18 protein-coding genes are annotated in these 22,055 nt (G+C 42.2%); 6 read left to right on the top strand and 12 right to left on the bottom strand.

Annotation, left to right across the window (positions count from 1 at the left end):
• Positions 1-80: 80 nt before the first annotated feature.
• Entirely contained in the window at positions 81-1,370 is a 1,290-nt protein-coding gene (locus ACLOAU_RS14125) for an erythromycin esterase family protein (protein ID WP_427862518.1), read from the top strand.
• 275 nt (positions 1,371-1,645) lie between these two features.
• On the opposite strand, the gene ACLOAU_RS14120 is transcribed toward ACLOAU_RS14125, so the two are convergent.
• Both ACLOAU_RS14120 and ACLOAU_RS14115 read right to left on the bottom strand, forming a co-directional pair.
• A complete protein-coding gene (locus tag ACLOAU_RS14120; RefSeq protein ID WP_427862517.1) occupies positions 1,646-2,206 on the bottom strand; it encodes a hypothetical protein in 561 nt (186 codons plus the stop codon).
• Positions 2,207-2,670: 464 nt separating this feature from the next.
• Complete coding sequence (locus ACLOAU_RS14115) at positions 2,671-3,759, bottom strand: Gfo/Idh/MocA family protein (protein ID WP_427862516.1); 1,089 nt, start codon at positions 3,757-3,759, stop codon at positions 2,671-2,673.
• A gap of 82 nt (positions 3,760-3,841) precedes the next feature.
• Here ACLOAU_RS14115 and ACLOAU_RS14110 point away from each other — a divergent pair, with 82 nt between their 5' ends.
• Positions 3,842-5,743 (top strand): gamma-glutamyltransferase family protein, encoded by a 1,902-nt coding sequence (locus tag ACLOAU_RS14110; RefSeq protein ID WP_427862515.1) that lies wholly within the window; start codon positions 3,842-3,844, stop codon positions 5,741-5,743.
• A gap of 101 nt (positions 5,744-5,844) precedes the next feature.
• Here ACLOAU_RS14110 and ACLOAU_RS14105 read toward each other — a convergent pair whose 3' ends face one another.
• The 10 genes from ACLOAU_RS14105 to ACLOAU_RS14060 form a co-directional block, all read right to left on the bottom strand.
• On the bottom strand, positions 5,845-6,675 hold the full coding sequence (locus ACLOAU_RS14105; protein ID WP_427862514.1) for a 3-keto-disaccharide hydrolase: 831 nt from the start codon (positions 6,673-6,675) through the stop codon (positions 5,845-5,847).
• Between the two features lie 83 nt (positions 6,676-6,758).
• Positions 6,759-7,169, bottom strand: a complete 411-nt coding sequence (locus tag ACLOAU_RS14100; RefSeq protein ID WP_427862513.1) for a c-type cytochrome — start codon at positions 7,167-7,169, stop codon at positions 6,759-6,761.
• 27 nt (positions 7,170-7,196) lie between these two features.
• A complete protein-coding gene (locus tag ACLOAU_RS14095) occupies positions 7,197-8,255 on the bottom strand; it encodes a sugar phosphate isomerase/epimerase family protein (RefSeq protein WP_427862512.1) in 1,059 nt (352 codons plus the stop codon).
• Positions 8,256-8,497: 242 nt separating this feature from the next.
• On the bottom strand, positions 8,498-9,700 hold the full coding sequence (gene lysA, locus ACLOAU_RS14090; protein WP_427862511.1) for a diaminopimelate decarboxylase: 1,203 nt from the start codon (positions 9,698-9,700) through the stop codon (positions 8,498-8,500).
• Positions 9,701-9,769: 69 nt separating this feature from the next.
• Positions 9,770-10,681, bottom strand: coding sequence for an SMC-Scp complex subunit ScpB (gene scpB, locus ACLOAU_RS14085; RefSeq protein WP_427862510.1), 912 nt, complete (start codon positions 10,679-10,681; stop codon positions 9,770-9,772).
• A gap of 81 nt (positions 10,682-10,762) precedes the next feature.
• Positions 10,763-11,644 carry an ATP synthase F1 subunit gamma gene (atpG, locus tag ACLOAU_RS14080; protein ID WP_427862509.1) on the bottom strand — a complete coding sequence of 294 codons (882 nt, stop codon included), beginning with the start codon at positions 11,642-11,644 and terminating at the stop codon, positions 10,763-10,765.
• Between the two features lie 199 nt (positions 11,645-11,843).
• Positions 11,844-12,500: a hypothetical protein gene (locus tag ACLOAU_RS14075; protein ID WP_427862508.1), complete on the bottom strand. Its 657-nt coding sequence runs from the start codon at positions 12,498-12,500 to the stop codon at positions 11,844-11,846.
• An 88-nt stretch (positions 12,501-12,588) separates the two neighbouring features.
• Positions 12,589-15,183, bottom strand: coding sequence for a cytochrome c biogenesis protein CcsA (gene ccsA / locus ACLOAU_RS14070; protein ID WP_427862507.1), 2,595 nt, complete (start codon positions 15,181-15,183; stop codon positions 12,589-12,591).
• Between the two features lie 5 nt (positions 15,184-15,188).
• Positions 15,189-15,638, bottom strand: coding sequence for a cytochrome c maturation protein CcmE domain-containing protein (locus ACLOAU_RS14065; protein ID WP_427862506.1), 450 nt, complete (start codon positions 15,636-15,638; stop codon positions 15,189-15,191).
• Between the two features lie 129 nt (positions 15,639-15,767).
• Positions 15,768-16,430: an ElyC/SanA/YdcF family protein gene (locus ACLOAU_RS14060; RefSeq protein WP_427862505.1), complete on the bottom strand. Its 663-nt coding sequence runs from the start codon at positions 16,428-16,430 to the stop codon at positions 15,768-15,770.
• Positions 16,431-16,616: 186 nt separating this feature from the next.
• Between ACLOAU_RS14060 and ACLOAU_RS14055 the strand changes: the two genes are divergently transcribed.
• The 4 genes from ACLOAU_RS14055 to ACLOAU_RS14040 all read left to right on the top strand — a co-directional run bounded on the left by ACLOAU_RS14055 (position 16,617) and on the right by ACLOAU_RS14040 (position 22,033).
• Positions 16,617-18,224, top strand: coding sequence for a carboxyl transferase domain-containing protein (locus ACLOAU_RS14055; RefSeq protein ID WP_427862504.1), 1,608 nt, complete (start codon positions 16,617-16,619; stop codon positions 18,222-18,224).
• Between the two features lie 112 nt (positions 18,225-18,336).
• Complete coding sequence (gene tnpA, locus ACLOAU_RS14050) at positions 18,337-18,798, top strand: IS200/IS605 family transposase (RefSeq protein ID WP_427862503.1); 462 nt, start codon at positions 18,337-18,339, stop codon at positions 18,796-18,798.
• Between the two features lie 431 nt (positions 18,799-19,229).
• Complete coding sequence (locus tag ACLOAU_RS14045) at positions 19,230-20,018, top strand: enoyl-CoA hydratase-related protein (protein WP_427862502.1); 789 nt, start codon at positions 19,230-19,232, stop codon at positions 20,016-20,018.
• A gap of 8 nt (positions 20,019-20,026) precedes the next feature.
• Positions 20,027-22,033, top strand: coding sequence for an acetyl/propionyl/methylcrotonyl-CoA carboxylase subunit alpha (locus ACLOAU_RS14040; protein ID WP_427862501.1), 2,007 nt, complete (start codon positions 20,027-20,029; stop codon positions 22,031-22,033).
• Positions 22,034-22,055: the final 22 nt, after the last annotated feature.

Below are 22,055 nucleotides of genomic sequence, written 5' to 3'. Positions count from 1 at the left end.
CACCCATGAACCCTGTCACCGATCGTCCTCATCAACATACCATCAAAGCATTTTTGTATAAAATAATAACAGTGTGCTGTATGCTCCAGCTTTGTGCTTTGTTTGCTACCGCGCAGTCTGCCGCTAGCAATTTATCAGACAACAGCGCGTTTGTACATTGGGCTAAAACCCATGGACGGCCTCTGCAGGCGAGTAACAAAGCTATTGATGATAAAGACCTGTACGCTGTAAAGGAAATGATCGGCGAAGCACGCGTGGTTGCGCTGGGCGAGCCAGCCCATGGCTATCGGGAGCCGCTCGCTTTCAGAAACCGGCTATTTAAATTCCTGGTACAACATTGCGGGTTTACCACTATGGCCGTGGAGGGCGGACTTGCGGAGTCTCAACTTGCAGCCGACTATATTAGCGGAGGAGCAGGTACAGCGGAAACTGCAGCAGCATCGTTAAGCATAGGAGATCCCGCACCAGAAAACATTGAGTTATTAAAATGGATGCGACAGTATAATGCTGATACCGCTCATAAAATAAAGCTAAGACTCTATGGCATGGATATACAAATCGTTGGCTTTCCCGGTGACACGAAGCCCAACCATACAGCGCTGAGCCAGGTACTGGCGTATCTAGGTCAGGTAGATACCGTTTCAGCCCGCCGGGCAAATATAGATCTGGTTTTTTATATGACGCAGATGTCCGTTGTAAAGTACCCTCTACTCTCATTAAAAGACCAGCTTGCACTTACTGCAATACTGGAAAATATAGTAGCGCTGTTGGAGCGTCAGAGAATTGACTTTATAGGCAGAAGTTCCCGGGAACAATATGAATGGGCATACCGGAACACTATAGCCGCATTACAAAGGGACAGGATGATGCGTGTAATGCCACCCGACCAGCCCGGTAAAATACCACCGGAGGCATGGAAAGCCATGAACGCGCGCGATGCCGCAATGGCCGATAACATCAACTGGATGTTGAATACCGCGGCCAATGGAGGGAAGGTTTTTATATTTGCTCATAACGCTCATGTAAAAAATGCGCCCACTACCGGTGGTGTATGGGATGCCTTTGCGAGACCACCTACCAGCGCCGGGCAATACCTCAAATCTATACTAGGGAGCAATTACTTCGTCATCGGTTCCAGCATTGCGCCGGAGCTAACTACCCTGCAAGCCAATAGCCTCGATAAAGCACTGCTGCAGGTAAACCAGCCACGGTATATTTTGGATATGCGGGTAACCTCCCGTTTTCCCGAAGTGGTTCAATGGCTTTCATTAACCAGACCCATGCAGGCTAATAAGGTTAGTTTCTTTATGCTGCCTGCTGGTACAGCATTTGATGCGCTATTATTCCTGGATAAAAATGATGGCAGGTAATCAACTACTAATTTCAGCTACTTCGGTGTTTTCCACCAATAGCAAAATTTTGTTTACTTACGTTTCGTAAAACTTTGCAGATGAGTACAAGTAATCTTTCAAATATTTACTTAAGCCTGCGCATAGAGGATTAAAATGTGTATAGTCTAGCTTGCGTGTAGAAGCTATGATTCTTATTTCTATAAAGGGTTGCGCGCCAAAATTGATACGTGCTGTTGGCTACTCCAGCAAAAATGGCTGCACCATTTCGGGTGCTGCTGTCGTAGACACTTCCATTACCGATGTTGCCAGCATCTGCCACCACCAGCGACTACTCTTTTACAATATCCTCCTGATTTATTTTTTGCACCGCATACAGACGAACTCGAAGAAGGACCTCCATTTTGATTACTACCTCCCGGTGAAGTTGATGGATTGTAACTACCAAAACTAGAGGTACCATTACCATTTACCGTACTGTAGGCAATCTCTGCGCGGTTATAGCCAAGATTCCCATAAACCACTTCCCCATCTTTCAGAATGTATGCTTGAATAGACTGGTAGCTTGGCAGCGTTGTGACAACACTTAGCTTGAGGTTTGATGGTGTTTTCTCCAGGATTTTAAAATTCCATTTACCGGTATTATTTCTTACAGTTCTACTTTCACCATTTAAATCATTATAAGTTATTGTACAGAAATCGCAATGAACCTCGTAAGCAAAAACGGCCGGAGTTGGCTCTGGTTGCTCTTGCACGTCGTGGGCTGTTTTCTTACAGGATCCAAGAAAAACCAGCAGCATTAACAACTTAAAAAATAATGGCAATATACCAACTCTGAATTTCGTGAACATCATCATAAATAATTATTTTTTGTTGCGCGAAACTATGAAATACAGAAGCTGGCATTTTACGGATTCCCGTAAGCCGACATATTAAAGCACGATCAGGTTTTAGCCTACCTAAGAATTGGATTCCCATGTTTGTTCATAAAAGGTCCAATAAATATTTCAACCCCCCTTAGTGTTTTTCAACAACAGCATAAGTCACATTGATTACTTTACAACAAAATATCTATCTGGGTCTATAAGATGGAAAGCTTGTTCTCGGCACATATCTCCAAAAAAAAATATAGTACAGCACAACCAAAATAATCCCCGCCCAAATGATATACCTTAACAACGGGAATACTTCGTTATTGTCATTCTTTTTATAGTTTTTTTGTTCTTTCCCATACCATCTGTTAATCCCTTTCTTTTCAAGCAACAAAAAATGTAAACTGTCTTCAATATTCTTTCATTCCATTATTCCACCTTGCACATCCTTATTGCATCAACACCTTCTTTCCCATCCTTGCAGACTCCTTTGCCGCGTTCAAAATTTTCACAACAATAATATTATTAGCCAATGAAGACAAGTCATCCCCAGGCGTTATTTCCTTACGCAATACTGCAGTAACATAAGCCAGGTAACTTTGATTGGGTACCTGCGGTGATGCAACCTCACTGATCTCGTAAGCCGTTTTGTTGGTTTTGGTGCGCAGCGTCTTACTATTTACGGCCTGCAGGTAACCCGTCTTTCCAAATACTTCCCAGTCTTTAATACTGTAAGGCCAGTTCCAGGAAGCTTCTATAATACCGGTTGCATTAGGGTACTCCAAAATGATCGTCGCGTCATCATCCACTTTAGGATACACAGCAGGTTTGATCTGGTGGGTTACTGCATACACCGACACTGGCATTTGGTTATTCATCAGCCAGGTAAATAAATTAGCGCCGTAACAGCCAAAATCATTTAAAGCACCTGCGCCGTTCTTTACAGGATCAGTTAGCCAATCCAAAAAGAATGGGCTGCAGCCAATTTCTTTAGGTCCTTCATGTCCGTCGTGCGCTACCATTTTCACCACATCGCCTATGTCTCCTTTCTTTACCCTTTTATAAATTTCCTGGTTGGTGCCATACCAGGTGGTTTCGTAATTGGTAAGCACCATCGTATTATATTTCTTCGACAGCACTGCTATTTCCTCCGCATCTTTTACTGTTGTAGCCAAAGGCTTTTCCACCATCACCTCTATTTTCAAAGGCGCACAAATCCTTACTACGTCTATATGTTCATTAATGGCGTTAAATGCCATCACCACTTCAGGCCTTTTCTTTTGCAGCAGTTTTTTTAAATCGTCATAAAAAAGGCTATCCGGTATTCCCGCAGACTTCTTAAACTTATTGACCAGCTCCTTATTGGATTCGGCAATTCCTACAAGGTTTATTTCCTTCTTCTTATAATGGTCCATGATGAGGTTCACATGATCGTGACTTAAGCCTGCCAGGGCGATAGAAAGCGGGCGCTTATCCTGGGCATTGGCGCCAACTACGCAGGCAAGCAAGAAGAGGATGATGATATAAATTGGCTTCATGAATGATTCCTTATTGAATTAATGGCTTTCTCAAAAATATGATTTTTTCAATGCTTATCTTTAATAACCCAAACCCACCGCAATGAAATCATTTTTATTTATCGCAATTCTATCCTGTTGGATCTCCAATACTTCTGCTCAGCCCACCCAAAAACCTCCTTTGCATGGCAAAAATTGGATGGCGATAACGGGTAAGCCATTAGCCGCAACAGCGGGTGCTGCTATTTTTCAAAAAGGTGGTAATGCAGTAGATGCGGCCTGTTCGATGCTGGCGGCTACCTGTACCATGTGGGACGTATTGAGCTGGGGTGGAGAAACGCAGGCGCTTATTTATAATCCTAAAACAAAAAAAGTTATTGCCATCAATGCTATGGGCGTGGCACCTACCGGAGCTACCATTGATTTCTTTAAAAAGAAAGGATATTCGTTTCCGCCTGAATACGGTCCGCTGGCCGCCACCACACCCGGCACGCCTGGTGGCATTTGTTTAATGCTGGCTAATTATGGAACTAAAAGCTTACAAGAAGTGCTGGAACCTGCCATGCAATTGGCTGCAGGTTATCCCATAGAAGCACAGACCGCCAATAGCATAGAACGCAATAAAGTAAGGATCAAAGAATGGCCTTATAGCCGCAAAACATTTTTAACCCATCCCGGCGAAAAAAGCGAAGCGCCGGAGGCGGGTGAGATCTTCGTGCAAAAAGATCTGCTGATTACCCTTACCAAAATGGTGGAAGCCGAGCAACAGGCCCTGCAACAAAAGAAAAGCCGTAAAGAGGCGATTATGGCTGCTTACGATCGTTTTTACAAAGGAGATATTGCCAAGGAATTTGTAAGAGGTTGCCAGGAACAGGGCGGCTTAATTACCTTGCAGGACCTGGCCAAATGGAAGCCGATAGAAGAGGAAGCACTGCACACTACTTATAAAGGCATTAACGTATATAAAATGCAATCCTGGACACAAGGCCCTTCCCTGTTGCAAGCCCTGAACATATTGGAGAATTTTGATCTGAAAAAGATGGGCTATAACAGCAGCCAATATATTCATACTGTTTACCAGGCTATGAACCTGAGCTTTGCTGACAGGGACTTTTACTATGGCGATCCGTATATGCCACCGGTTGAACCTATTAAAGGACTGCTGAATAAAGACTATGCAAAACAACGTGCAGCATTGATCACAACAGAACAAAACAATCCGGCCGCTGGTCCCGGAGACCCCTACCCTTTTGAAGGTAAAATAAATCCCTACCTGGATTTGCTTAAAAAAAGGAGTTTCAGTACCGATAGCTCTAACCGTCAATTTATGCCCGCACACGATATAAGAACCGGTAATTCATTCATCCATTCATTGCCAGTAGATGACTTATATATGGACCGTTTATGGCGCGGCACTACCAGTGTTGAAGCGGCAGATAAAGAAGGCTGGGTGGTATCCATTACACCAAGTGGCGGCTGGCTTCCGGCCTGTATTGCAGGCAACACAGGTGTTGGTATGAGCCAGCGTATGCAAAGCTTTGTATTAGACGAGATAATCAATCCTTTTAATGTAGTAGCGCCAGGTAAACGACCCAGGGTAACCTTAACACCTTCGCTGGCATTGAAAGAAGGCAAACCATTTCTCTCTTTTGCAGTGCAGGGTGGAGATACCCAGGAACAAAACTTATTGCAATTCTTTTTGAACATGGTGGAATTCGGCATGACCGTACAACAGGCCACCGAAGCAGCCAATTTCAACAGCAATCAGCTATGGCTATCTCTTGGCGGAACTAAGCTGGAAGATCGGAAACCACGCCCCGGCAGCATTTTATTGAACAATAATACTAAGGAAGCTACCCGTGACGAGTTAAAGAAAATGGGCTATGCGCTTAGTTTTGATGACAGAACCAGCGGCCCTATTAACGCTATTTATTTTGACTGGAAACATGGCAGCTTATGGGGCGGCTCGAGCAACCATGGAGAAGATTATGGAATTGGATGGTAGGGTTGAAAAGTTTTTTGTATAGAGTCCTTGCAGAGACTCCATACAAAAAACGCTCCGGGTTATTTCCCGAAGCGTTCGTATAAAACGTTACATTTTTAAAACTATAGTTCCTTGATCTTAATATTCCTGAACCAAACATTATTACCATGATCCTGTAAACCAATACGGCCCACTTTATAGGTACCAAAATCAGGCGCATTTTTAAACTTGCTGGTTGCGATCAATGCACGCCAGTTATCATTCCAAAGCTGGGTATCGATGATGTGCACACCGTTCAAATGTATGTCCAGTTTGCCGTTCACACAACGAATCAAATAAGTATTCCATTCCAGTGGTGGATTTTCGGCGTGGCTTTTTGCAGGGATCAAATCATATAAGTCACCTGCCTGGTGCTTAAAAATCTTCCCATCAGGGTGGCCTTCATTATCTACTATCTGGATCTCAGGTGCAGTGCCCCACATCCAGTTATACCTGGCTTTGTCTTCGTGGCTATAAATACAAATACCACTGTTTCCGTTTTTATCGATCTTCCAGTCTATCTGCAATTCAAAATTGCTATATTCTTTGTCAGACACGATATCGCCGCCCGTTTTAGGCTGACCATCCGGGTTGGTATCGAGGTATAAAGTACCATTAGCTGTTTTCCAGGCTGTACCTATGGATTTAGAGCCATAAGCATGCCAGCCGTCTGTAGATGTTCCGTCAAACAATAACTTCCAACCGGCTGCTTTTTCCTTAGCTGTTAAAACATTTGCTGCAACTTCAGGAACGGGAGCGGGTTTTACCGGTTCCGGTTTAGGCTGTGGAGCAGGCGGGGTTGGCTTCGGAGCCGGCGTAGTGGTTGGCGGCGGATTTTTTGTAGGCTTGGGCGTACAGGAATAGACAGCAAACGCCGAAGCAGCCACAAAGGCTAATGATGCAAATTTCTTCATATAGATTTCTTAATTAATAAACGCAACGATCAATGCCTGTTATTAACACAAGCATTCTCTCCTTCCAAATAAATAGCCAACAACTATTTCTTTAATAAAAGAATATAAGCTACCATATCTTTAGCTTCCTGCTCTGTAACATTCGGATGCGGCGTCATAGGCACTTCACCCCAAACACCGGAGCCACCTTCAATCACTTTTTTAGCCAGCTTACTGATAGTAGCTTCATCAGCCCCTGCATATTTATTAGCTACTTCACGGTAACCAGGCCCGGTAAGCTTTTCATCAATTTTATGACAGGTAGGACATTGATATTTACCCGTCAATTCCAATCCTTTTTGATATACCGGATTAGAAGAAAGATCAGATGATGAAGCCGTTTCAGAAGTAGCCGATGGAGCAGTGGTTCCTTCATCGGCCTTCTTTTCAGCATCACCTCCGCCGCAGGCAGCAATAACAGATAAAATAGATAACGAGAGTATAATTTTCTTCATATAATATATTTGTAGCTAAAGTATTAATTATTGTTCAAGCCCTAATACTTTTTTATTAAAATCGGTATTGGTAGCGGTTGCAGCAAAATCGTCGAAAGCTTTGTCTGTAACCCGTATAATATGTTTCTTAATGAACTCGGCACCTTCAGTTGCTCCGTCTTCAGGATGCTTTAAACAGCACTCCCATTCCATCACAGCCCAACCCTTATAATCATATTCAGCCAGCTTGGAGAAGATCGTTTTAAAATCTACCTGTCCATCGCCCGGACTACGGTATCTTCCGGCCCTTTTTAACCAGCTTTGATAGCCTCCAAATGTCCCCTGTTTACCGGTTGCATTAAACTCAGCATCTTTTACATGAAAAGCACGGATACGCTCATGGTAAAAGTCTATGTATTGTATATAATCTAACTGTTGCAAAACGAAATGTGATGGATCATACAATAAACAGGCACGACTATGGTTATTTACCTTTTCGAGGAACATTTCATAAGTCTCTCCATCAAAGAGGTCTTCTCCGGGATGTATCTCATAACATACGTCAACCCCACACTCATCGAAGTAGTTTAATATAGGCGTCCAGCGTTTGGCTAATTCGGTAAACCCTTCATCTACCAGGCCGGCTGGCCGCTGTGGCCAGGGATGGAAGGTATGCCAGAGTAAAGAACCACTAAAAGTAGCATGCGCATTCAGTCCCAGGTTTTGAGAAGCTTTTGCCGCATATTTTAGTTGTTGTACGGCCCATTCTGTTCTGGCGTTGGAATTACCCCTAACTTCCTGTGGCGCAAAACCATCAAAAAGATCGTCATAAGCCGGGTGAACAGCTACTAATTGCCCTTGTAAATGGGTAGAAAGTTCCGTCACCTGCAATCCGCAAGACATGGCTAAACCGGCTATTTCATCAGCATAGGTTTTACTTTCTGCCGCTAACTTTAAATCAAAAATATGAGGGTCGCCGGTGGGGATCTGCACGCCCACAAATCCTTTTTCTGCAGCCCAGAGGCAAATAGACTCAAAATTGTTAAACGGTGGCTTATCGCCTAAAAACTGTGCGAGAAATATACCCGGACCTTTAAGAGTTGTCATGCAATGCGTTTTTAGATTAAGGGATAAATCTATAAAAATTATTCCGATTAACAGAACTAAAAAAATATTTTAAGAAGTGCTGCATACCTGGCCTGCAATAGCTGATAAGTGGTACACTCCTGATAAATACCATCCCTTAACCGCTCAGCTGCTTCCTAAACCGATACTATAATAGTTTATGCACCTGTAGTACTTCGACTGGCAAGATATTACAGTACTGAAACAATAAATGTTAATACTTACTAAAGCACCTGGTTATTTAATAAGTCTTCAAAAACATCCCTACGGCGTATCAGGCGGGGCCGCCCATTCTCTACCAGCACTTCGGCCGGCTTAAAACGTGAGTTATAGTTGCTCGACATTTCAAAACCATAGGCTCCGGCATTATAAAATACTAACAGATCCCCTTCCCGTATTTCAGGTAAAGGGCGCGACCAGGCGAATGTATCTGTTTCACATATATTTCCCGTAATGGTATATTCTTTAACCTCACCATCAGGGTTAGTCATATTTTGAATACGATGATAGGCATCGTAAAACATAGGGCGGATGAGATGATTAAAGCCGCTATTCACACCGGCAAACGTTGTAGCTGAAGTTTCTTTTAAAACATTAACCTGTGTTATAAAATAGCCGCTTTCACTAACCAGGAATTTGCCTGGCTCAAACCAGATCTGCAGATCTTTGGTCAATTCATTCGACTCAAAAGTATGTAATACTTTTTCCGCCAGCTCTTCTACATTAATAAAAGGATCGTCTTCTTTATAAGCTACTTTGAAGCCACCTCCCAAATCGATTGATTTTAAATGAGGAAAATGTGGAATGATGTCAAACAATACTTCTATCCCTTTTACAAAAACATCAGGATCTTTAATATCGCTTCCTGTATGAATATGCAAATTAGTAATTTGAATCTGGTTGTCTTTTACAACGCGTACCAGTTCCTCCAGCTGATCTACCGGTATACCAAATTTGCTTTTATCATGCCCGGTAGATATTTTCAGATTTCCGCCCGCCATAATATTAGGTCTTAAACGAACACCCACGGGGTAGCTATTGCCAAATCTCTTTCCGAACTTTTCAAGATTAGACAGGCTGTCTATATTGATAATTACACCTAACGATTGTGCTTCCTCAATTTCAGCGAAAGCAATACCATTGCTGGTGTATAAAATGTTCTGAGGTTCAAAACCAGCATACAGCGCCAGCTTTACCTCGTTGATCGAACTACAATCTACATTACAGCCTTCTGCCTTTAAAACCTTTAAAACATTAATATTGGTGAGCGACTTGCAGGCATAAAAAAAACGCACTTTTTCACTTTGAAAAGCAGTAGTCAATCTTTTATACTGTGCTGCAATTTTATCAGCGTTATATACATATAACGGAGTGCCGTATTCTTTTGCTATTCCGTTTAGCAGTTCGAGGCTTAGTTCATTTCCCATAATACCATGTATAAAAAAAGCAGTACAAGTACTGCCTGATTAAATATGATTAAATGTTATTAATATCATTTAGTACGCAGGCTCATCATCTTCATCCTTCTTCTGTTCCTCGTCCGCTTCTTCGTCTTTCGCTTCACTCCCGGGAATTTCTTCGGTTACCTGTTTCTTTTCATCATCGAATGCCACTTCCTCTTCACCGGGTGTTTCGGCACCATCCGTTACTATCTCGTCATCAGCAGAAGTATCCACAACACCCAGCTCGTCACCGCCGGCTGTTAGTTGCTCTTCACTTGTTTCTGTTTCGTTGATCATAGTTGTATTTTCAATCAGTTCACCGTTTTCAGACACTGCCAGCGGATTCCCATTTTCATCCAACAACGCTTCATCATTAACGGTCATTCCGTTTACAATAGAAGTAGGCTCTACCATCTGCTCGGTTAATACCTCTTTAATTTTGGGTAGTTCATCAGATGAGTTGATGCCAAAATAATCCATAAAGGACTTAGAAGTGCCATATACCAATGGATGCCCGGGAAGCTTTTCATTACGACCACTTATTATAATCAGTTCTTTCTCCAGCAACTTCTGTATCGCATAATCGGCACTTACTCCACGAATCGCTTCCACTTCTCCCTTGGTTACAGGCTGTTTATATGCCACAATTGCCAGTGTTTCCAGCGCTGCTGCAGACAAACGTTTCATAAACTTATCGCCGTTTAACTGGGCAATTGTTTTATGATATTCTTTTTTTGTTAAAAACTGCCAGCCACCGCCACTTTGTACTATTTCAAAGGGATAGAATTCTGAAACATACTTTTCCTTTACACCGTCTATCGCCGCTTCCACCTGGTCGAGGGTTATTTTATCTTCCATAAACCCAAAAGCACTGTTCAACAAATCAGTAACCTCTAAAGAAGATAGAGGTTTTTCACTTGCAAAAATCAGCGCTTCGATATGTGGAATTAACTCGGCTATTTCCATGACTAAAGTTTAAAAATTTAAAGTCTAATGTTGCTTTACAGCCGAACGCTCAAACCTCAAACTTTGAACTTTGAATTAGTATTAACCCTGCAATGCTGCTGCACCACTTACTATCTCTGTAAGCTCAGTGGTAATAGCAGCTTGTCTTGCGCGGTTGTAAGACAACTTCAGGCTCTTCAGCATTTCGTTAGCGTTCTCGCTTGCTTTATCCATCGATGTCATACGCGCGCCATGCTCTGAAGCATGAGAGTCCAACACAGCTTTATACAACTGTGTGTTTAATATTTTTGGCATCAGCTCAGCAATCAGCTCAGCCTTGTTAGGATCAAATATAAAATCGGCTTTAGTACCGCCTTTTTTATTCTCTACTTTAGGAATGGGCAGGAATTGTTCCGCAGTAAAGATTTGTGTAGCCGCATTTTTAAACTGGCTGTAAACAATTTCGATCGCATCAAATTGTTTTTCCTCATACGCTTTCATAGCCGCCTGGGAAATCTTCTGTACATTATCAAAGCTCAGCTGTAAAAAAATATCTTTATGTTCGTCGTTAGTTTTATAACCCAACTTGGTTAAGGCTTCATATCCTTTCTTACCCAGGTTCCAAACAGTCACATTACCTTTATCATATTGTGCCTGGTATTTTTCCCTGATTACGTTACGGGCCAACTTTACCACGTTTGAGTTAAAGGCGCCCGCTAATCCACGGTCGCTGGTAATCACAATCAACAATACTTTTTCTACCGGGCGTTCTTCAGCTAAAGCCATTTTAATTTCGCCATCGCTGTTGCTCACAATATTGCTTAATACATCCTGTAATTTTCTTGCATAAGGACGCATTTGTACAATTGAATCCTGTGCACGGCGGAATTTGGCAGCACTCACCATTTTCATGGCTTTTGTAATTTGCTGCATGCTCTGCACCGATGAGATACGACTACGAACTTCTTTTAACTGGCCTGCCATTCTTAGAATTGTTGGTTTTCAGGGCGCAAAAGTACGATCAAAACCCCAAATTTCAATATATAAATAAAATATGTGGAAAAGGCGGTAAGTAGCGGCCAAAGCCTACAATCCCTGGCATCAAAAAACAATTTAATCAGCTATAATTCAAAGGTTTACAAAAAATATTTTTTTGTCCCCGCAGTTTATAAGCTTAAATATATTACATAGATCTCAATGTTGGTCGCTCTTTCTTAGGCACTCTACCTTTAACACTCAAAGGGTGAATATCAAAACTCAAACTAATATTGTGAAAATAATGATCAGAATTAAATGAAACGATGCCAGGCCGATATATAAGAGTAGTGCTCAAAAAATTGTTCAACCTGAATTGAATGCCCAGATTAGGCCCTAAAACAAAATCATTTTTACTATAAGTTGAATCTTTTCCTAAATCTGTTGGCTTCAACTCAATATCTTTAAGTATATACCTATACCTTGATACACCTATTCCTCCAAGCAATTGAATACTTCGATGAATACTTTTGTTATAAAAAAAATCGAGAGCCAGGTTTTCAACATGTTGCCGACTTGACTGATGGCCTTTCGACTGAACCAATTCAGGATCGATATTAAACTGATAACTGGCTCCAAACAAAATGGCGTCCTTACCCAAACTCCTGTACAAGGAAGCCCCAATGCCCAAAATGCGGGTCCTGTTCACCTTTCTATTTCGAAAATGGCTGTAATCAAAATATTGTGTATTGTAAACAAGTGGTACCGAAATAGCGAAGCCGGTTTTACCGCTGTACGATTTTGATTGGGCATTTACAACAGTAGTGAAAAGGAGCACGGATAGCGTGCAGATGATCTTTCTCATATAAAGCGTTTAGTAATCAGACGTCCATATATCTGATAACGTAGCAATATATGAAAAAATTAGTTCAAACTACATTATAATGTAACGACTATGCAGCTTTTAAACGCTGCAGCCTGATACGGCGGAACATGCTGATTACCGAACCAATAACCAGAAATACAACACCACCCCAAACCAGGTTAATGTAAGGGAATTTATAAGCTTTAAGTGTAAGATATTCCAGAACATCATCAGACTCTTTTACGCCTAACGTGATTTTATCACCGCCTACATCATCCAGTTTTAAAACCAGCCCCTGTGAAGTGATGGTATCCAGGTTTTGATAAAGCGTATTGCCCTGGTTGCGTATCATTAAAAGGTCTGCGCTATAGGAAGGACCGTTTAGTTGCTGCACTTTCACAGAAGCCGTATAACCGGTATCTGTTTTTGAAAAACCGGATACGGGTAAATTATCTTTTGCAGCCAGCTTCTCAATAATGATATAGCCTTTGCTATAAAACACTGTGTCATTTAAATGAACCGTGTTAGGCTTAAAGCTAACCGTGTCACTCTTACCATCCGGTTTATAAAAGGAAGAAACATAAGTAAACACATCATGATTCCAGTAGTGTTTGCTCGACGGATTCGCCATCAATCCTTCATTACCCTTATAGTTTACAAATGCATCCGGTAATAAGGTAAACTCCTCATTATTCTTTTTAGACTTGAAGTGTACCTTAAAATACGTTTGTTGCTTTTTAGGGTGGGCTGAATCTCCCACATAGGTTACCATGTAATTATTCATCTGCATCGGCACACCTTTTACCAGGGTCAGGTTCTCTCCTGTTTTCTCCTTGCTGTCTTCTCCAAATGGAACGGCGATCCCGCTGGTGTTCCAGGAAAGTATTTCTTTTTTGGATGAGGATAGGATCATACCCACCAGCATTAATCCAAAACCAAAGTGGGCAATGGAACCACCACTATTCTTCAATTTTCCGTTCATCCCCACCCATATGTATGCAGCATTGGCTATGGTAGCGTAAACCGTTGCTACTAACGCCAGCCATATATTGATCAGGAAGCCCATGCCATGTGTATCATAATTGATTTTTACGAACACCAGGATAAATGTGGCCACCAAAGCACTGATGATGGTTGGCACCAATATCTTATTCCAGAAAAACTTTGTGTCAGTAGCTTTATACTTGAGGTACTGGGTAATGGCCGTAAGAATGCCAATAACGAAAGCGATCAGTACCTGGATCTTATTATAATTAAATTCGTCATTCTCTCCCGGTGCTTTGTTCGAATCGAACAGCTTGTTAAATACCGGTAAAGAAGTCTGGAAGATGATGATCATTGCTGCCAGGAAGAATACAAGAGATCCTATAAACATCCAGAACTCCCTCGATGACACACTCTCTTCTTTCTTGATAGCAGGCACTTGTTTATTGAGCAATACAATAAATGTAATTATGCCACCCAATATTACATACAACGGGAAGCCTGGAATCTTTTCTGCCAGGAAATAAGTAGCCAGAGATAGTACCGCCGTCACCCCTGTAATAATCAATCGCAGCTGATTGGTTGATGCGGCAAAAAATGGCGGCAGCCAAACGAACACAATCAGGAAAAGAAATAACTGGCCGTTCATGCCAATATCTGCAAAGGCATGTACAGAGGAGTCTCCGAGCACCCCACTTTTTGTAAGGAAAGTAGAGTATACGATGAATACAAATGACAAAGCCAGGAACAGAAATGAGGATCTTAATGAATACCCACTATGCTTAAAGATCAGCATGGTGTGCAGCCCCGATACCATGATCATCCACGGCACCAGTGAAGCATTTTCCACAGGATCCCAGGCCCAGTAACCACCAAAATTCAATGATTCATAAGCCCATTTAGCCCCCATCATAATACCCAAACCCAGGAAAGCAACAGAAAATAAAGTCCATGGAATAGCACGGGTTACCCAGCCTTTAATATCCTTGGTCCAGATGCCTGCCATAGCAAAAGCAAAAGGTATCAAGGTAGATGCAAAACCCAGGAACAATATAGGCGGATGGATTACCATCCAATAATTCTGCAACAATGGATTCAGATCATTTCCATCTGTCACCATCGATAGATAATCCGGACGCAGCGGTTGAGAAAGATCAAAATTGATATGCATAGCCGGAGCTTCGTTTAGCACACCCGAATCTCTTAATAAGATAAAAGGATTGGAGCCTATTTTCACATCGAAAATGTAAATGCCCACCACCATTGTAGCCAAAAAGAACTGGGCAAAGCTCACCACCGACATTACCGGTGCTTCCCATTGCTTTTCTCTTCTTATAATAATAACACCTAAAACACAGTGCCAGAAAGCCCACAAGAGGGTACTACCCTCCTGTCCTTCCCAAAAAGCACTCATAATATACTTAAACTCAAGCGAAAGACTGGTATGTTGCCAGGCGTATTTATATTCAAATAAATGATGATAAAGTATATGTAAGAGCGCCGCAAAAATGATTAGTACGGAGGCCACCTCAGTCAAAAAAGCAATCCGCCCCAGCTTCAACCAGCCAGCCTTAGCATCTGGAGTGGCTTGCACTGCTTTGAAATATGCGAATGCTGCTGTAAGCGAAGCAATCAAAGAAACTAAAATAAATAAATGTCCAACCTGACCGGGCAACAGATGCTCGCCTGCGTACTCCATAAATATTATTGTTTAACTGTAGAAACCCGGGCTACCGTATTGTTGTAGGTTGAGTCTTTTTTATTTCCCGGATGTTGGGAAGGATCCTGATCCTTGTATTTACTGGGGCATTTGGTTTGAATGCTTTGACAAACAAACTGGCCTTCCTCATATTTCCCTTTCATTACCAGCCTTTCGCTTAATTCAAAATTTTCAGGCTTAGGGCTGTGATAGATTACTTTTACTTTATCGCCCAGTGTATCGATAGCAGTAAAGGTTAAATAGTTGGGATTTTTAATAGCGTCGTACTCCATCGGCTCTGATTTATCCCATTTAGCCATGAGGTGTACAAATTTTCCAGGTTTAGACCTCGCAATAGCAACCGTATCGTAAGTAGTTGTTGTCTGTAAAAAGCTAACTAAAACCGCTATGACAGCAGCAGTTAGAACCAATAAAATAATATGAATTTTCTTCATTATCTGCTGAAAATTTTTGCCCGTCTGACCCAACGGGCTGGCAAAATTAATACAAATAGCCCGCTTATGGTACACTAACAATGGTTTAACAGTTTTGTTTTACGATTATAAAAAAGATTTTTAACCTCATTAATTCAGCATCAAATTAATTTCTGACAACTGGAGGCGCATCATTGCAGTTAAAGGAAAATCCCCCCGGCCGCCATAAGTCCGGATACGTAGAAATTCGCCCCAGACAAGCGAACGTCCTTTTTCTGTTTCCCACCAATTATTGAGCGTTATGTTTATTCCCTCCTTTTCTGATGGAATATCGTAAGGATAGCTGAAAATAGTTCCCGGAAATATCCTTTTCAATGTTTGAACACTTCGACGTGAAGCGTAAGAATGTGAAAGACAAGTAATAGTATTGGCTTGGTTAAAAGGGAATTTTGATGCCGAAAAAAGCACATTTTCCAGGTTATTTTTTGACCTACGCTCCAGAATAAACTTAATAACCGGAAATTTTGAGCGATCGATAGCTGAATATATTAAATCACTCTCAGGTATATTTTTATATTCAGTATTAATATAATTGGCTATACCGCCGGTTATCAAAACTGTTTCGGCTATCTTATTACCCAGCAGCTCCTCAATACGGCCTGCCAATATCTCCGGAATAATATTGGTACCAAAAGCAAATATCAGATCGGATCTCTGCGGCTTGTCCTGCCGGAAGCATAAGCCGGATAGAAGTTCTCTTATTTTTAAGCTGAAAAAAGGAACTTCAGGATGACGTTCTATTTCGCGTTTCATATCAGCGGTTGCTTTTTATTAATGCTATGCCTCAGCATCTGTGTGGAAAATCATAAATATCAAATAAAACCATCATTTTCAAATTCATTATAACCGGAAAATAACAAATAAACTAACAACCGTTAGTATTTTAAGTAAAAATCCTTTACTTCGCTTAAATTTAGATCAACAAAAGAATTAACGACTTTGTATCCTATTCAATCTAACATCAATATAGAATCGGCTGATTTTACGGCTAATCAACAGGCCTATCTTCCCATTCTGGAACAATGGCGCAGGCGCATGGCAGAGGTAATTCATCCCGTGCCCAATAAAGCCATTGAAAAACATAAGCAAAGGGGCAAATTACTGGCTCGTGAACGTGTAAACCAGTTACTCGACCCCAATACGCCATTCCTGGAATTATCGCCGCTTGCGGCCAATGGCATTCATGAAGACCAGTTTCCCTCGGCTGGAATTGTAACCGGCATAGGCCTGGTGCATGGCCGTGAGGTAATGATCATTGCCAATGATGCTACCGTAAAAGGCGGCACCTATATGCAATACACGATCAAAAAGCATGTAAGAGCTCAGGAAATAGCTTTTGAAAACCACTTGCCTTGTATTTATATGGTGGACTCGGGTGGCGCATTCCTGCCAGAGCAGGATAAGGTTTTCCCCGACCGGCACGACTTTGGCCGTTTCTTCTATAACCAGGCGCGGATGTCGGGCTTGGGTATTCCTCAGATTGCCATTGTAATGGGGTCCTGCACCGCAGGTGGGGCTTATGTTCCTGCTATGTGTGATGAAACCATTATTGTGCGCAACCAGGGTACGATATTTATAGGTGGTCCGCCACTGGTAAAAGCAGCCACTGGCGAAGAAGTATCTGCTGAGGAGCTGGGCGGTGCAGAAGTACATACCTCTATTTCTGGTGTCGCCGATCATATTGCTGAAAATGATGCACATGCCATAGCGATCTGTCGCAACCTTGTGCAAACTTTTAAACCCGCTGAAAAGCAAATATTAGATTTAAAGCCTATTGAAGCTCCATTGTACGATGCAAAAGAATTGTACGGCATTCTTCAAACCGATCTGAAGAAACCGGTTGATCCTAAAGAGATCATCGCCAGGCTTGTTGATGGTAGCCGCTTTCATGAGTTTAAAGAGAAATATGCCCCTACCCTGATTACGGGGTTTGCGCATATTATGGGATTTCCCGTAGGTATTATTGCCAACAACGGTGTGCTGTTTGGCGAGTCGGCCTTAAAGGGTGCTCATTTTGTAGAGTTGTGCACTGCGCGTAATACACCTATCCTGTTTTTACAAAATATTACCGGGTTCATTGTAGGCAAAGAGTATGAAAGAAAAGGCATTGCCCGGGATGGCGCTAAAATGGTGCATGCGGTGGCTAATGCTAATGTTCCCAAATTTACTGTAGTAACCGGGGGCTCCTTCGGAGCCGGCAATTATGCCATGTGTGGAAGGGCTTATGATCCCCGTTTTCTCTTTATGTGGCCACACGCCAAAATATCGGTGATGGGTGGCGAACAGGCAGCGGGCGTATTGGTGTCGGTAAAAGAAGAGCAATTAAAAGCACAGGGTAAAGCATTTGCCGATACCGACCGTGCCGCCTTGCGAACATCGATCTTAAATAAATACGAAGAGGAGGGATCGGCTTATTACAGTACGGCGCGGCTTTGGGACGACGGTATTATCGATCCGGCTGATACACGCCGTATCATTGCCATGGGCATTGCTACATCGATGAACAGGAAATGGGCGGACACGAAAAACGGGGTGTTCAGGATGTAGATTGGAGATGATGGATCATAGTTGACAGATGACAATCAATTGAGTCCCGTAGGGACGGAAAATCGGTAGCAAGCAAACAACAATTTCAACAAAGTCCCGTAGGGACGACACCATGGCCAATACATATACACAAATACACATTCATTTTGTATTCGCTGTTAAGCACAGGGCTGGCATTATACAATATCGTTGGAAAAATGATCTGTATAAATACATAGGTGAAATTGTTCAAAACAAAAAACACAAAATGCTTATTATAAATGGTGTTGAAGATCATGTGGACCTGTTGGTAGGTGTGAGACCTGCTCAATCTATTTCAGATCTGATGCAGGATGTAAAAGGAGGATCGTCAAAATGGATTAATGACAACCAATTGGTACCAGGGAGATTTGAATGGCAGGAAGGTTATGGAGCATTTTCTCATAGCAAGTCACAATTACCAGCCGTGATAGGCTATATACAAAACCAGGAGGCGCATCACCAGAAAAAAACTTTTCGTGAGGAGTATCTTGAATTGCTTGAGGAATTTGAAGTAGAGTATGATGAAAAATACCTATTTAAAGAGTTGGTGTAGGTGTCGTCCCTACCGGACTTTGCGAGCTTTTGCTGATCATTTTACCAATATCTGATTCCTAACGGAATCACTAAAAAAATAAGTAATCGTTAGGAATAAAACATAAGATTGATAGATGTTATAAGAACTAATATAAAGATGCTTTTTTCGATTTATACAAAAATCCTGTTAAGTGTTATCTCCACGGAACCTGGAAAGTTTTTTGCAACTATTTACCATTTTCTGATTCCTAACGGAAGCAATAAAAATATTGAAGCATGAATAATGATTTAAAAAGGGAACAAAGTGCTGGTAGATCTTATAAGACTGACATAAAAGATATATACAACAGGGTCAGGTTAGGTATCGTCCCTACGGAACTCAACAGATTCTCTTAGGTACTTTTACCATTATGCCGTTCCTAACGGAACTTAATAATCAACATACGAACAATGATCTATACAACGCTCGAAATAGAACGCAGTTACCAGGTCAGCACGATATGGCTGAACCGGCCTGATGTAAGGAATGCTTTTAACGAAGTGATGATCGCTGAGTTAATTAGCGCATTTAAGGAAGAAGGTGAAAGAGCCGACACAAGGGCCATCGTATTGCGTGGACGCGGAAAAGTTTTTTGCGCCGGTGCCGATTTAAACTGGATGCGCGATGTAGCGCAATATGGGTATGAGCAAAATTATATGGAAAGCCTGCAACTCGCTTCCTGCTTTCAAACCATTTACACCTGCCCTAAACCTACATTAGCTATTGTACATGGGGCCGCAATGGGTGGCGCCAATGGTTTGCTGGCTGCCTGCGATTTTGCTTTCTGCGAGGCTGATACTATTTTTTCTTTATCAGAAGTAAAGATCGGTATTATACCGGCCTGTATCTCGCCTTATATTATTAAGCGTATAGGAGAATATCCTTCAAGAGAACTGATGCTTACCGGGCAACGTATACACGGACGTGAAGCAGAGCACCTGAAACTGGTTAATCGTTGCTTTAGCGACATACATGAAACAGAAGCACACTTGCAAGCCACCTTGCAATTATTATTGACCAGCGGGCCGAAGGCCATCAGCCATTGTAAGAGCCTTATCGACACGGTTGCTAATAAAATATCAATGACGGAAGCATTAGATTATACTGCTAAAATGATTGCAGAAATACGTGCTTCAGCAGAAGGCCAGGAAGGCATGGCTGCTTTCCTTGAAAAAAGAAAACCTAATTGGATTGAATAACAGAGACTATGATCAAAAAAATACTGATCGCTAACAGGGGCGAAATTGCCCTGAGAGTACAACGCACAGCAAAAAAAATGGGCATTGCTACCGTTGCTATTTACAGCAGCGCAGATGCTCAGTCTGCGTTTGCAAAACAAGCTAACCAGTCTGTACTGTTACCAGGCACTCAGCTTAGTGAAACCTATTTGAACATAGAGGCGGTTATTGCCGCAGCCCTGGAAACAGGCGCTGATGCTATACACCCTGGCTATGGTTTTCTTTCGGAGAATGCGTTGTTTGTTGAAGCCTGCACAAAAGCCGGAATTATTTTCATTGGTCCTTCAGCAGGAGCGATGCGCTCAATGGGCAATAAAATTGCGGCCCGGGACTGTGCTACAAATGCCGGAGTACCTGTTACACCAGGCATCACCGGTACTACTGACGAACTAGTGAAAAGCTATGGCAGTATTGGATTTCCAATTTTGATTAAAGCAGCAGCAGGCGGTGGCGGTAAAGGCATGCGCGTAGTAGAAAACGAAAGCGATTTTCAGTTAGCACTGGAAGCCACAGCGCGGGAAGCCAAAAACTACTTTGGAGACGGCACGGTTTATATTGAAAAGTATATTGCAAAGCCAAGACATATTGAAGTACAGGTATTGGGCGATCAGCAGGGCAAACTCCTCCACTTATATGAAAGGGAATGTTCCCTACAACGCCGTCACCAGAAAATTATTGAAGAAGCACCATCGCTAACGCTTTCAACCGAAGTACGTGAGCGAATTTGTAGGGCTGCTGTTGCATTGGCGCAATCTATAAATTACTATAGCGCAGGCACTATGGAGTTCCTGGTAGATGAAAGCCTCAATTTCTATTTCCTGGAAATGAACACGCGCATACAGGTAGAACATCCGGTAACTGAACTTACCACGGGCATAGATATCGTAGAGCAACAAATCATCATAGCGAATGGAGAATCTTTACCATTCAATCAGTCTGAGATCCGACAAAACGGACACGCCATTGAATGCCGTATTTATGCTGAAGATCCGGCACAACATTTTCTCCCTTCTCCGGGTATATTGAAATATTACCAGGAGCCATCGTTTGAAGCGTCTTCGCTTCTGTCAAATGCTGAGATCCTAAGAATAGATGGTATGCAATTGCAAACAGGTGATACCATCTCCGGGGATTTTGATCCAATGATCAGTAAGGTGATTGTTTGGGCACCTAGCCGGGAAGAAGCCCGGCTAGCTATGCTTTCAGCATTACAGCAGTACGCTATTAAAGGCATCCAGACTAATATCGAATTCCTGTCAGGGTTATTGCAACATACCGATTATATCCAGAACAGGATATCTACCAAATACATCGATCAAAACCTGGAGACATTAATGGCGCAACTCCAACAAACAAAGAAGCAGGTGGATATCATCCTTCCATTGGCTGCTGCTTTAGCAAAAAGCCTTTCAGCTAATAAGAATCAGACATTGAATATCTGGCAAAGCATAGGCTACTGGCGGCATTGCGCCACTATGGATATGTTGATTGACGGTGAGCCGGTGACTATAGATATTGTACAAACCTCACCATTTGTACTTAAATATCATAACCAGGAACGTAAGGCAGAGATAAGACATATCAATGGTATTCATTACTCGTTATTACTGGATGATGTTCCTTATCCCGTGGGTATCTATGAAAGGCGAACGGGCACCTACGAGATCACCTTAAATGGCATGACACATACGGTAGTCCGACCAGATATGTCTTATGTAGATGGTGAAATTTTCGAAGCCAGGTCCGGTACAGCAGGTAAAGGCGGTAGTATTACTTCACCTATGCCGGGTAAAGTAATCAAGCTACATGTAAAAGCGGGCGATACGGTAAAAAGAGGAGATCCTTTATTGGTGGTGGAGGCAATGAAAATGGAAAACAATATCATTAGTACAAAGGACGCTATCGTAAAGGAAATACTGGTGAAAGAAGGTGATAAAGTAGACACGACGATGGCACTTGTTGAGTTATCGGAGTAATGTTAGCCGTATAAGTATTACA

Origin of the sequence: Paraniabella aurantiaca, assembly GCF_050309965.1 — a bacterium.
Taxonomy (GTDB): Bacteria; Bacteroidota; Bacteroidia; order Chitinophagales; family Chitinophagaceae; genus Niabella.
The sequence above is the reverse complement of the archived record's forward strand: the minus strand, read 5'-3'. Positions and strand labels throughout refer to the sequence as shown.